A 12,826-nucleotide genomic window follows, 5' to 3' on the forward strand; every position below is an offset into this window, starting at 1 on the left:
CCTTTTTTCAAAATTATTTATTTTTTTTTCCGTTTTACAGTTCAAAGAGAATGAACCGAGAACCGAAAAAAGTATGAAGGCAATTCTATTAAATACTGATCAAAAGATAAAATCCATTTATGAAGATGAAAAAAGAGAAGTAGTCTCGCTCCTAATAGCGGAAAAAAACCTTCGTCATTTAACGGAAAAAGAAAAGAAAACTCTTATCAAAAACTTCGTTCCACTGATTCGAAAATATGAAAAATATCTGATTTCGACAAAGCGAATTCATAACAAAGCAGGAAAGATTCTCTATAATCGGGAACAAAGTCCCTTGAAAAAAATCAATCTGAGAATGAAAAATTCGGACTGGAACCTTCTTAGCCTTTTGGCTTCTACACATGGTGTTTCAAGATCTTTTTTGATGAACTATATCCTTTGGCTCGATAAAGTAGGAATTCATAATTTCATGATGGAAAAATTTTTTAAGGGAACGTCGAATAAGATTGGATCGTATCAGTTTAACTGGAGAATTCAATTCCAGTCGAATCAGCTCATTCGAGAATTGATCATTGAACCTAACTTGATTTTAGTTTCGTCTTTAAAGAATAAACGAAAAGATACGCTTCTTCTTTAAAACGCGATGGCCCCGCAGTAGTCCATAACTCTTCTCCGAGGTAGGAACTCCTAAAAATAAGGACCTTATGGCAATATTTGAATTGCCCATTTTCGAAGAAATAGTCCAATGCAAAGGAGAATGGAAATAAAAATTACCGAAGTCGGACCTCGAGACGGCCTTCAAAACGAAAAAAGACCAGTTTCAACCGAAATCAAATTAGAATACATTCGTCTTTTGATTAAGGCGGGTTTAAAACATATAGAAGCTACTTCTTTCGTCAAAAAAGAAGCGATTCCCCAATTAGCGGACGCGGCAGAATTATCGGCACAATTAGACTGGAATCAAGCTGTTCAATATTCTGCATTGACGCCGAATATCAAAGGATATGAAGGAGCCAAGAACGTCGGCTACAAGGAAGTTGCCGTTTTTACCGCTTCCTCTGAAACTTTTACTAAGAAAAATATAAATCGAACCATCTCGGAATCAATCGAAGGTTTTAAAGAAATTTTTCGCTTAGCAAAAGAAGACGGAATTAAAGTTAGAGGTTATGTTTCTACCGTCATCGATTGTCCTTACGAGGGTAAGGTGAATCCAGAAAAAGTTCTAGAAATTTCGAAGATTCTCTTGGATTTAGGCGCCTACGAGATATCTCTCGGTGAAACGATAGGGACAGGAGTTCCTACGGAGGTCGAACGTTTACTGGAGACTCTTCTGAAACACATTCCCGCTGATAAACTCGCCGGTCACTTTCATGACACGTATGGTATGGCGATTGCTAACGTTGAGAAGGCCCTTTCTATGGGCATTCGTTCATTTGATTCCTCCTCAGGCGGATTGGGGGGTTGTCCTTATGCGAAGGGGGCGGCGGGAAATTTGGCAACGGAAGATCTCGTCTATTTCCTTGAAAAATCAGGAGTTCCTACCGGAATTCAGCCAAACTTGCTGTGGGAAGCCTCCGCCTATATGGAAAAAGCCATCCTCAGAGAGCTACAATCCAGAACCTACATCGCGACAAAAAAGAAGAGGGACGCCTAATATCTCCATTCAATTCATCCGAAGAAATCCGAGTTGTTTTAAATAGAATTTTCGTAAAATACGAAGCGAATGAGTATTTGGCATCGGACCCGATAGAATTCCTACATTCTTTTTCTGATAGACGTGATCAGGAAATTTCGGGATTTATTTCAGCGTTATTCTCTTACGGAAACGTCACTGCAATCAAAAATCATTTGCGAATATTCTTTGAATTATGTAGGAACTCCCCATTTTCTTTTTTATCCGACAACGCGAATCTCAAAAAAATTCGGACAAAGCTTAAACCATATCGTTTTCAGACAACGAGCGATATCGAATTATTTCTGCAAACCTTGAATAGAATAATATTCGAAGAAAGAGTTCCTACTTTGGAATCTTTATTCGCATTGCCAAAAAATGATGAATTCGACTTAAGTCCTAAAGAATACAAACAATTGTTTCAAGGAAGTAATTTACGAAGACGTATTTTAGCCTTCCAGCTTCGATTTCGTAGCAGATCCTACGAAATCGACTCCAAACAAACGAATAGTTACGGATATAAATTTCTAGTTGGACAAGGACCGAATACTTCCTCTTTAAAACGATATTCGATGTTCCTCCGCTGGATGGTCCGGAAAAATTTTCCGGACTTCGGCATCTACACATCCATCCAACCGTGGGAACTCCTCTTCCCGCTCGACACTCACATTCAAAGAATCGCGAATATTCTCGGTATTAGCGCGCGCAAAACTCCCGACTGGAAAAAAGCCGAAGAAATCACGGATTTCTTCGCGAAAGTAGATCCTACAGACCCCGTCCGCGCAGACTTCTCATTAAGCCGATTAGGAATATTAAAAGAATGTAAAACGAAATACGTCAGAGCCTTATGCGAGACCTGCGAGTTACGAACAATCTGTAAGATTTATAAGAGTGGTACCGCCAAGGGGAATTGAACCCCTGTTCCAAGAATGAAAATCTTGTGTCCTAACCACTAGACGATGGCGGCTTGTAGGAACTTCTTCTTGAGTCGTCGGGGATTCGAACCCCGGACCCATTCCTTAAAAGGGAATTGCTCTACCAGCTGAGCTAACGACTCGAAGCGTTACGAAATACACGATATTTTTCGAGTGTCGCGGGTCAATCAAAAACGGACAAAAAAACTGCGATTCTCAGAAAGAATCTCCGTGTATCGTATCTTTTCGATCCGGACCGGTGGAGACCAAATTGATCTTTACACCGATCAGTTTTTCCAACGCGGAAATATAATTCTTACACTTCTCCGGGAGTTTGTGGAATTCGCAAATTCCCGAGATGTCGCTTTTCCAACCAGGAAATTCTTCGTAGATCACTTCCACTTTCTCGAGACCTTGCGAAGGAAAACAGTCCAACGTTTTTCCATTCGATTTATAGCCGACGGCTACCGGAATTTTATCGTAATCGGAAAGAATATCGATTTTCGTGAGGGCGATGGACGTGATTCCGTTAATTCGAACGGAATGTCGAAGCATCTCGGCGTCGAACCAACCGCAACGTCTAGGACGTCCCGTCGTAGCGCCGTATTCTCCGCCTTTGCGGCGTAGGAACTCCCCTTCCTCTCCGGACAATTCCGTGGGAAAAGGGCCTTCTCCGACGCGAGTTGTATATGCCTTCGTAATTCCGATCACGTGTTTCAAATGATGGAACGGAATTCCCGTTCCGATCAAAGCACCGCCCGTGGTCGGATTGGAACTCGTAACATACGGATACGTTCCGAAATCCACATCCAAGCCCGTTCCTTGAGCCCCTTCCAAAAGAACGCGCTTCCCCTTTTTGAGTTCGCTATCCAAATAATATGCAGTATTTAGAATGTTCTTTTTTATTTTAGAAAGGAAGAATCTCAGATTCTCGTTGATGTCGTTAAAGGAAACCGGCGCCATCCCGTAGAGTTTATCCAACTCCCGATTTTTTTCCTCTACAAGATGTTTCAGACGCGCTTTGTAAGAATCATCCAACAAATCCCCCACTCTCAGACCGGTCCTCATCATCTTGTCCGCATAACAGACCCCGATTCCTTTTTTCGTCGTCCCGATCTTGTGTTCCTGACTCAAAGTGGTTTCACGCGCTGAATCGATCTGGGAATGATACGGAAACAAAAGGTGACAAGCGTCGCTCAACAAAAGTTTGTCATAAACGGGGAATCCTTCCTTCTGAAGCCGATCGCATTCTTCGATAAAAAACATCGGATCCAAGACGACCCCGTTCCCGATCACACAAATCGTCTGATCATATATGACGCCGGATGGAACGAGATGAAAGACATATTTTTTTCCGTGAACTACGACCGTATGACCCGCATTGGCGCCTCCCTGATATCGAACGATGATATCGGTGTCTTTGGAAAGAAAGTCGATGACTTTCGCTTTTCCTTCGTCACCCCATTGGGTTCCTACTACTAAAGATGCGGGCATAGTTTTTCCTCAAATTGATGCTTGCTAAAATAACGTTTCATGGTCGAAGTTCGGGAAGCGGATTTTTCAAGGCGGATTCCAGCGTATTCACGACAAGAGCATAGCCGCTTGCATTTTTGGGAACTCCCGAAAATAGTTCGTAAAGGTGATCGTAGGAACCCCCCGTTAGAACTGGATCGGGAAATCCTTCCAAATAACCTTGAAAAACGAAACCGGTATAATAATTCAGATCGCGTAAAAGCGAAAAGTCGAGACAGAGATCTATTTTTCTTTTGTAGGAACTCCAAACACGCAAGATCCAAGCGGTTTCTTCCAAAATTCTCTCGAGATCCTCCTTCCATTTTCCGGAAAGAGAATCCAATCGAAGCGAGCTTTTTAAAGAATCGAAATCAAAATTTAAAATCAAAGCGTTCAGAACTCGAATCAAAACGGCCGCGTCTTTTCGTTCACCGAAAATCCGACCGATCTCGGTCCCGTTCTTTTGGTATAAGAGCGTAGAAAGAATTTCGATTTCAGCCGGCGAAAGTAGGAACTCCTCAACAATTGACCGAAACAAATTCACGCTCCCCAAAACCAACGTAAGCCGGCTATCCAAAGGAAGCACGGAAAAAATCCCGTCCACCTCCTCCAAAATGCGAAGCGTATTTTCCTTACCGGAAGCGCCCAAACTCTCCGCACCGATTTGCATCACTTCCTTACGGGAAACGCTCCCCTTACCGGTCTCGCGAAAAATTCTTCCGACGTAAAAGATATTCTGATTTTCCTTTTGATGCGAGAATCCGGCCATACCTTTTACTGCCTGAACGGTCAAATCGATGCTCGGAGAAATCTCATTTCCGGAAGCGTCTCGAACTCTAAACAGGGAAGCCGTGTCCGGAGCGGAAACCGTTTGTAAAAAAGTAGAACTATAATCGAAGGCAGGTAGGAACACCTCGGAATATCCTTTTTTTTTCAGAACACCCGATATGGTTTCGAGAAGGTTTCTTCTGTCTTTGCTGTCTTCTGGTCCGAGAAAGTGAAACCCGTCCGGGATCCATTTTTTCTGGCTGGGTTCTGGGAGATTCTGATTCATGTCTCGGAAGATCGACGTCCAAAATACAGTTCAAAACCGAGACGTCAGATTTCAAACCTTTTTAAAAAAATAGAATGACAATTCCCGTAACCGAACGGATGATAATTCTCCGATCCAAGGTTCTCTTCCGGGCTCGTAAAAGAGCGCTCCTTTCGGAATACCGAAAGGCGTTTTTCGCGTCGAAGAGAATTTAATCCGAATCGAAATCCCATTTCGGTCGGAACAACCGAAAACGACTCAGACTCCGATCCTTATTCATAAGAACATATCGGAATGCGAACAACCGGATTCATTCTTCGGAATTCAACCGGTTACAAAGAATCATTTTTAGACGCACCAGGAAGGTAGTATTGATGGCTGAGAAAGAGTCCAGCGTAGGTAAATGGCAGAAAGAATTCTTCGAGAATATTCATTTGTTCAAACGCTCCGGTATGACGGAAGAAGGGGCGAAAAAAATCCTTCAGAAGTTTTTATATCTTTCCTCGGTGACTCCGATGCCTCCAGTAATGGACGTTTTCAAGGAACCTCATCTTTTGGAAACGGTAGGGGTTTATACTTCGCCGGAACAAAGGGCGAGGGAATTCATGATGGAGTTCCTTTCTCCGATCATGAAACAGTTTACGGTGGAAGGGATTGATAATCTAAAAGCGGTTCAACCTCTGATCGGTAAATATCCGATCACTTTGATTTCCAATCACCTGTCCCATCTCGATGCTCCCGCGATCTTTCATCAGCTTTATAATTGTTCTCCGGAAGGAAAATCCATAGCGGAACAACTCGTTTTTATCGCCGGACGATTGGCATACGAACCGGACTTTACGAGGTTGGGTCTTTATATGTTCGGAACCCTTCTCGTATGTTCGAAAAGGGATATGGCGGATAATCCGAGTTTGTCGGATGTCATGACGAAGATCAACATGCGTGCGTTTCGACATTCGCAAAAACTTCAATCGGAAGGAAAGATCATCGCGATCTTTCCGGAAGGAACCCGGTCCAGAGACGGCCGCTTGATGCCGTTCGTGGAAACCGTATATCACTATGTGGCCAATAAAGTGATCATTCCTATCTCGCTGGAAAAAACCGATAAAATCCTTCCGACCACTAGTCTTCTTTTCAATCAGGTGAACGGAAAACTAGTAATCGGCAAACCGGTGTTAGTCGGAGAGCTGAACCGTAAGCAGATGGAAACGTTTCCGAAAGAGGTGGAACAACTACAATTTCCGGAACACGGGGACAAAAAACAATTTCTCATCGACAACCTGGCCTTGCTCGTCGGTTCCAATTTGAATAAACACCAACACGGAACCTATCGAAACCTCTACAAAGGAGATATTCCCGGTAAGAATATTCTGATCAAGGTTCCGAAAGAACCGGAGGAAAAAATCGTCGTCATCGGAGCGAGTAGCATGTCGATTGCGGTCGCGACCTTGCTCGCAAACAAGGACGTTTTGGTTTATCTCTATCATCCTGATCAGACGTATACCGAACAATGTAACACGGAAAGAAGGGAACTGAAGTATTATCCTCTCTACAAACTTCCACCGAATCTGATTTTCACTTCCGATCCCGAAGTGTTAAAGACGGCGACGTTATTCATCCAAGGAACCAATCCGTGGGAGTTGATCAACATCTACCCGGAAATACAACCTTTCCTCAATCGGAATAAGGCGCCTTTTTTCAACGTGGTCAAAGGGTTTACGAGCACAGGTTTGATTCTTGACGAAGTACAGACTGCGTTCGGGTTGGAAGATGATCGACTTGGAGTGGTCGCAGGCGCTTGTTATCCGGATCAGATCATGGAAAGAAAAATCTCCGGCTTCGAAATCGCGGCCTCGAACGCGAGTTTGATTCCTAGGGTTCAACATCTATTTACGACGGGGTATGTGTTCCCACGGCCGGCGAAAATTCCCACCGATATCAAAGGTGTTCAGTTAGGCGGGGCCTTGAAAACGATCTACGCTTTGGCGATGGGGATCGTCGAAGGTTATTTTACGCAAACGTTAGGCGGCAATGTGGACAATTCCCTTTTTCATCTCTCGAATCGTTTTTTTAGCGAGATGACCGAAATCGGGACGAAAATGGGAGGACAACCGGAGACGTTCCAAGGTTTGTCCGGACTTACCGACTTTATGCTTTCCTGCTTCGGGACGGATGCCAAAGACAGGAAAACCGGCTATGACATCGCTTATGGCTCTTCGTCGGAGAAAATGTCGAACGGATTTTACGGTTTGAAGGTTATGCCGAATCTGATGAAGATCACTCCGGAAAATACGCCCGTTCTTGCCGCGGCGTATGAAATCGTGATCAACAAAAAGAATATTCATCAGATCATCGAAATGATGGAAAGTAGACTCGCAAGAGTGTAATAAAAGCGAAGCGCGGACTCCGGACGAAGCAAAGGTGGTCGGAGAACATCGGCAGACCATCTTTTCGTGGGTGATATCGTTTTGGTGTAGGAACTCCCAAGGATTGATCGGTTTCGGAGAGGTCAATCTTAGTCTTACCAAGTTCGTAGCCAATCACATGAATATTTTTGTGATAGGAAGAAGGAGGAGATCCTACAAACGAATTCAGTCTGACGCGATAAGACGCAGTATCAAACAGGAGAGCCTTCGGTAACCCAAAAACGTAGGAACTCCTCTTTCAACAGAAAAGTTTTTCTCTTCTATATTTCCCTATACGTACGCATTCGCCGATTCTATATCAATTTTTTCTAACATCCTTCCTGCATCTTGGCAACTAAATTACCAAAATCAAAACTGGCGCACGATTAATAACTAACGATTATAGAATTATAACTAAGAGAGACTGCATGAAAAATCCAGTGTAGATTCTCTGTTGAACACGATCCTTTCTTCATTCGCTTATCAGTATGATGCACTTTGAGCTACAAAACTTCAATTCACGCAGACGCCTCGGAAAGAAGACATATTATTTTTTGTTCTCGTGTATGATTTCTTTTACATTCTTCCAGTGCCAATACAAGCCGAGGGATCAAGGAGATATATTAGGTCTCATAGGATCCGGTTATGCCGTAGGATCTCTCACAAACGGCGGAATCGAATATCCGCCCGCTGTCCCAGGAACACCCGTACCTGTAAACGGAGTTTGGATAAACGAGGCTTATTTCAAGGCGACTAACGTAACCGGAAGCACTTACTTCGGAAATAGCATCGCCGTTTCCGGTGATACGATGGTCGTAGGATCCTTTCGCGAAAATAGCAATCAAATTGGTCCGACAAACGGTCCCACAGCAAGCGCAGACCAGAGCCTTTTCGCATCTGGCGCAGTATATGTTTTCAGAAAAGTCGCCGGTAATTGGATTCAAGAAGCATATCTCAAAGCCTCCAATCCGGGAATGAGCGACTTCTTTGGCACGAGCGTCGCCATTTCCGGAAACACCGTCGTTGTAGGAGCACCTATGAACGGAGGTTCCGGGTCCATCTACGTATTTCAAAGAGTCGGAACCGTTTGGTCGGAACAAGCTCGCTTAAAAGCGTCGAATTGGGACGCCGGCGATCGTTTCGGCAGCGTAGTTTCCATAGACGGAGACGTAATTGTAATCGGAGCGGAATGGGAAAACAGTTCTCAAAATACGGTCACCAACGGAACGACAGCCAGCGCAGACAACAGCCTAAACGACGCAGGAGCCGCCTACATTTTTCGAAGAAACGCCGGAGTTTGGACGCAAGAAGCATACTTAAAAGCTCCGAACCCAGGCAACGGAGACTACTTCGGTTCCGCCGTCTCGATTTCCGGAGATACGGTCGTGGTCGGAGCTTATAAAGAGGACAGTCAAGCGGTCACAACGAACGGAACCACCGCAAGTGCGGACAATTCCAAATCGGAATCCGGAGCCGCATACGTCTTTCGGAGGACGGCCGGGATTTGGGGGCAGGAAGCGTTTCTCAAAGCGTCGAATTTGGACCCGAACGACCAATTCGGAAAAACTCTCTCCGTATCCAACAATACGATCGTAATCGGAGCAGCATTAGAAGATAGTAATGTAAACACGATTACGAATGGGGCAACGGCGAGCCCCGTAAACGCCTTAGCCGGCTCGGGAGCCGCGTATATTTTCGAGAGAACGGGCGTTACTTGGACCCAAACAGCATATCTAAAAGCGAAGAACGTTCAGGCAGGAGATCAGTTCGGAACCGCAGTCGCAGTCGAGGGGAATTTTATCGCCGTTGGAGCGATAAACGAATCTTGCGGTCAATCGACCGTCACCTACGGTCCGTTAGTCGTCTGGGACGAACGCGCACCGCAATCCGGGGCGGTTTATATGTTCAGAAAAACGGACGGACGTTGGGGGGAATATTCGTATTTCAAAGCTCCTAATGCGGGAAACGCGGATCTGTTCGGCTCCGGTGTCTCATTGTCTGGAACTAGAATTGTAGTAGGAGCTCCTCAGGAAAGTAGCAATCAAAACACGATCACCAACGGACCGACCGCAAGTACGGATGATTCCGAATACAGATCGGGAGCCGCATATGCCTTTGAAAGATAAATCGAATCCTCCGTCGGAACAAAGCCGAATCCCCGGAAAAGACGCGTTACAGTTCCTACTAAATTCTTCGATCATCCTGCTATCCCTTCTCTTTTCGGAAGGTTGTCTTTTGGGAGGAGAACGGAATCCTCTTCTGCTGAATCTCTTTTCTCTCGATTCTGCGCCCCTCTCCGATTTTCAATACCCCGTATCCTCGTACCGATATACGAAGTATGTTACGATGCCGACGTTCCGACCTTCGATAAACGGAACTGCGGAAGAATATTCGATAGAGCCTGCGTTACCGCCCGGTCTGAACTTCGACAGCACAACGGGAAGTATATCCGGAGTTCCGACGGCGAATTTAACTTCAACTACGTTCACGATTACCGCAAGAAATTCGGAGGGAACGATATCCACTACGCTCGTTTTGTCTTCTACGTCTTCTCAATGGATCGAAGGCGCCTTCATAAAAGCGGCGAATTCCGATATTGCAGACTACTACGGAAACGCGTTAGCGCTCGATGGGGACACGTTAGTCGTAGGTGCCTATCTGGAATGCAGCAACCAAACTACCGTCACGAACGGCGCCGGCGCCAGCACAGACAATAGCGCCGACAGTTCGGGAGCGGTATACGTATATAGAAGATCGGGAGCCGGCTGGGAACAGGAAGCGTATATAAAGGCGCCTAACGCGGAGGCGAATGATTCCTTCGGTTATACGGTCGCAATTTCGGGAAATACGATCGTAGTTGGAGCCTATCTCGAAAGCAGTAGTCAGACGACTATTACCAACGGAACGACCGCGAGCGCGGACAATTCAAGTCCTGCGGCCGGAGCCGCCTACGTTTTTCGAAGAACCGGAACTACCTGGGCACAAGAAGCATATCTAAAGGCGTCTAACGCGGAAAACTCCGATTACTTCGGATATAGTCTCGCTATATCCGGAGATACGATCGCAATCGGAGCCATGGGAGAATCCAGCAATCAAACCGCGATCACAAACGGAACTACCGCAAGCGCAGACAATACCAACGCTTCCTCAGGAGCCGTCTACGTGTATAAAAGAATCGGAACGAATTGGAATCAAGAAGCCTATATCAAAGCCGCAAACGGAGACGCCGCCGATTTATTCGGAATAAGCGTCGGCCTTTCCGGAAACACACTCGTCGTCGGAGCCGCACAGGAAAGTAGCAATCAAATCACGATTACCAACGGAACCACTGCAAGTGCGAATAACGCAAAGGCTTCCGCAGGAGCCGCTTACGTCTACGTAAGAACCGGAACAATTTGGGCGCAAGAGGCATATCTCAAGGCGAATAATGGACAAAGCGGAGATCAATTCGGCACAACCGTCGCAGTGGACGGCGATACCGTAGCGGTCGGGTCTATCTACTCCAACGAAGGAGCGGTCTACGTCTTTACGAGAACGGGAACGCTCTGGAGTCAAGAGACAGTCATACAACCGGCCAACCCCGCAAGTATAACCAATTTCGGAAGCAGCGTCTCGATCTCAGGAAATACGATCGCGGTAGGCACGTATTCCGAGGACGGAAACGAAAACTCCATCTTAAACGGAACGAACGCTTCGTTGGACAATACTTTGCCCGCTTCGGGCGCAACGTATATCTACCAAAGAACAGGGACGACTTGGGCTCAGGAATCTTACATAAAAGCACCTAACGTTCAAGCAGGGGATTGGTTCGGAATGGCCGTCGCATTATCGGGCGATACGGTTGCAGTCGGTGCTCCGCAGGAAGACGGAGGACAAACCGCCGTTACGATAGGAGGTGTTCGCAGTTGGAACGAGCTCAAACCGAACTCCGGAGCCGCCTATGTCTTTACTCGATAACCGATAACCGTCGGACCTCCCAGCCTTCGGCGAGAAACGAAAAAACATCGTATTCGATTTAAAAATATCGATAAACGAATTAAGTTTTAAGAATATTCTGAAAAACTCAATTACACGCGTGCGAAACGGAGATTCCGTATTTAAAACCCAGATAACACTCCGCCTTCCTTCGATCCGTAACGTTCAAACCCTGGTCATAAACAAGAATTTCGCCGATGTTACCGTCCAACCCCGCCCCGCCGAAATAAACACCGATATAACCGGTGCCGTTTCCGACAATCGGATATACGTTCGCGGTCGTCTTATTCAAAACTCCGTTGATATACAAAGAGGTGGAAGAAGCCGAAAACTGAGCCGTCATGACATGCGCATTTGTCGTGACATACGCGTTGCTTTGGAAATCGCCACCTCCGTTGTTGACGAACAATCTTCCTCCTTGAAACTTCAAAATCAGATCGTTCCCTCCACCGGTTAACTCGAGAATTCCCTGATTGCTGGAACTCGACGCAACCTGCTCGATCACGGATAAGATCGTGTAGGAACTCCCCGAAATCGGAATTCCGGGTCCTTGAAAAAAACGCCCAGCGGATTGACTCGTGGCGATAAACGATTGTTGATTCCGATGATTGGGAATCCAAATCGGCTCTTGCCCCGTATGAACATTCGTATATGACAAGGAAGCGATTTGATCCGACCAATTCGTAACGAAATTGGAAGCATCTTTCGTAACCCCGAAATCCGCTCCCAACCAAAAAATCAGGTTGGAAACGTCCGAAGGGAGATAATACGTCGTCGCCTGCGTGACGGAAGAATACGACGTGGAACCGTCCGGAAGAATTTTTTCCAAAAGATAAAAACGCGTCTCCCCACCATTCAAACCCGAATGAACGAACGACGAAGCGCTCGTACCGCCCGAAGTGATTTCGGGAGAAGTTACGTTCACGTCGGAACTCGTCGAAGAATAGATTCTAAAATTCGATCCATCCGCAGTAGAGGGCCAACTCAAACGCACCAAATGAATTCCGCTCGTAGCCTGCAAATCCGGACCTGCCCCGATTTGCCCTGCGGCTCCGGAACGGGAGGTCGGAACCACAATCTGAAGTAAAAAACCCAGCGGATTGCTGGAATCCAAGCTGATCTTATTGGCCTGCATGCAGGAAACAAACGAAGGGATTAATAAAAGGAGAAAGTAAAGTCGGATAAAAGACGGACGATTCAAAAAGAAAAGGCCGTTCTGCGTTAGAAAGTAAAAACGAAACATAGGATTCCAGCTCCGATTCGATCCTTTCGATCGATCCTGAAACTTAGACGAATTCCTGAAAACAATAAATCACGTAGTTGTTTCCGGAGCATG

Annotated in this window: 9 protein-coding genes and 2 tRNA genes; 6 read left to right on the forward strand and 5 right to left on the reverse strand. The window is 45.8% G+C overall.

Annotation, left to right across the window (positions count from 1 at the left end):
- Window positions 1-73 precede the first annotated feature (73 nt).
- The 3 genes from EHQ17_RS09300 to EHQ17_RS09310 all read left to right on the forward strand — a co-directional run bounded on the left by EHQ17_RS09300 (window position 74) and on the right by EHQ17_RS09310 (window position 2,565).
- Window positions 74-616, forward strand: coding sequence for a DUF1564 family protein (locus EHQ17_RS09300; protein ID WP_135595223.1), 543 nt, complete (start codon window positions 74-76; stop codon window positions 614-616).
- Window positions 617-736: 120 nt separating this feature from the next.
- Window positions 737-1,633: a hydroxymethylglutaryl-CoA lyase gene (locus tag EHQ17_RS09305; protein WP_135736174.1), complete on the forward strand. Its 897-nt coding sequence runs from the start codon at window positions 737-739 to the stop codon at window positions 1,631-1,633.
- Window positions 1,633-2,565: a TIGR02757 family protein gene (locus tag EHQ17_RS09310; protein WP_135590055.1), complete on the forward strand. Its 933-nt coding sequence runs from the start codon at window positions 1,633-1,635 to the stop codon at window positions 2,563-2,565. Before EHQ17_RS09305 ends, EHQ17_RS09310 begins: the two co-directional genes overlap by 1 nt.
- Here the strand turns inward: EHQ17_RS09310 and EHQ17_RS09315 are convergent.
- The 4 genes from EHQ17_RS09315 to EHQ17_RS09330 form a co-directional block, all read right to left on the reverse strand.
- A tRNA-Glu gene (locus EHQ17_RS09315) sits at window positions 2,544-2,618 on the reverse strand. The two genes, EHQ17_RS09310 and EHQ17_RS09315, sit on opposite strands and share 22 nt — an antisense overlap.
- 17 nt (window positions 2,619-2,635) lie before the next feature.
- Window positions 2,636-2,708, reverse strand: a tRNA-Lys gene (locus tag EHQ17_RS09320).
- A gap of 73 nt (window positions 2,709-2,781) precedes the next feature.
- Window positions 2,782-4,059 (reverse strand): adenylosuccinate synthase, encoded by a 1,278-nt coding sequence (locus EHQ17_RS09325; protein WP_135589978.1) that lies wholly within the window; start codon window positions 4,057-4,059, stop codon window positions 2,782-2,784.
- Between the two features lie 37 nt (window positions 4,060-4,096).
- A complete protein-coding gene (locus tag EHQ17_RS09330; RefSeq protein WP_135589979.1) occupies window positions 4,097-5,131 on the reverse strand; it encodes an ATP phosphoribosyltransferase regulatory subunit in 1,035 nt (344 codons plus the stop codon).
- Window positions 5,132-5,484: 353 nt separating this feature from the next.
- Between EHQ17_RS09330 and EHQ17_RS09335 the strand changes: the two genes are divergently transcribed.
- The 3 genes from EHQ17_RS09335 to EHQ17_RS09345 all read left to right on the forward strand — a co-directional run bounded on the left by EHQ17_RS09335 (window position 5,485) and on the right by EHQ17_RS09345 (window position 11,472).
- Complete coding sequence (locus EHQ17_RS09335) at window positions 5,485-7,497, forward strand: 1-acyl-sn-glycerol-3-phosphate acyltransferase (RefSeq protein ID WP_135589980.1); 2,013 nt, start codon at window positions 5,485-5,487, stop codon at window positions 7,495-7,497.
- Window positions 7,498-8,081: 584 nt separating this feature from the next.
- Entirely contained in the window at window positions 8,082-9,641 is a 1,560-nt protein-coding gene (locus EHQ17_RS09340; RefSeq protein WP_167881170.1) for an FG-GAP repeat protein, read from the forward strand.
- Window positions 9,595-11,472, forward strand: coding sequence for a putative Ig domain-containing protein (locus EHQ17_RS09345; protein ID WP_135589982.1), 1,878 nt, complete (start codon window positions 9,595-9,597; stop codon window positions 11,470-11,472). The genes EHQ17_RS09340 and EHQ17_RS09345 overlap by 47 nt, the downstream gene beginning before the upstream one ends.
- Before the next feature lie 106 nt (window positions 11,473-11,578).
- Here EHQ17_RS09345 and EHQ17_RS09350 read toward each other — a convergent pair whose 3' ends face one another.
- Window positions 11,579-12,733 carry a LamG-like jellyroll fold domain-containing protein gene (locus EHQ17_RS09350; RefSeq protein ID WP_135589983.1) on the reverse strand — a complete coding sequence of 385 codons (1,155 nt, stop codon included), beginning with the start codon at window positions 12,731-12,733 and terminating at the stop codon, window positions 11,579-11,581.
- Between the last annotated feature and the right edge of the window lie 93 nt (window positions 12,734-12,826).

Source organism: Leptospira gomenensis (genome assembly GCF_004770155.1).
In the GTDB taxonomy this organism is placed as follows: domain Bacteria; phylum Spirochaetota; class Leptospiria; order Leptospirales; family Leptospiraceae; genus Leptospira; species Leptospira gomenensis.

What these genes read in the sequence shown, in the direction of transcription:
- EHQ17_RS09340 (WP_167881170.1), top strand. Translation starts at nt 8,082, where the DNA reads ATGATTTCTTTTACATTCTTCCAGTGCCAATACAAGCCGAGGGATCAA.
- EHQ17_RS09325 (WP_135589978.1), bottom strand. Translation starts at nt 4,059, where the DNA reads ATGCCCGCATCTTTAGTAGTAGGAACCCAATGGGGTGACGAAGGAAAA.
- EHQ17_RS09345 (WP_135589982.1), top strand. Translation starts at nt 9,595, where the DNA reads ATGATTCCGAATACAGATCGGGAGCCGCATATGCCTTTGAAAGATAAA.
- EHQ17_RS09350 (WP_135589983.1), bottom strand. Translation starts at nt 12,733, where the DNA reads ATGTTTCGTTTTTACTTTCTAACGCAGAACGGCCTTTTCTTTTTGAAT.
- EHQ17_RS09335 (WP_135589980.1), top strand. Translation starts at nt 5,485, where the DNA reads ATGGCTGAGAAAGAGTCCAGCGTAGGTAAATGGCAGAAAGAATTCTTC.
- EHQ17_RS09330 (WP_135589979.1), bottom strand. Translation starts at nt 5,131, where the DNA reads ATGAATCAGAATCTCCCAGAACCCAGCCAGAAAAAATGGATCCCGGAC.
- EHQ17_RS09300 (WP_135595223.1), top strand. Translation starts at nt 74, where the DNA reads ATGAAGGCAATTCTATTAAATACTGATCAAAAGATAAAATCCATTTAT.
- EHQ17_RS09305 (WP_135736174.1), top strand. Translation starts at nt 737, where the DNA reads ATGGAAATAAAAATTACCGAAGTCGGACCTCGAGACGGCCTTCAAAAC.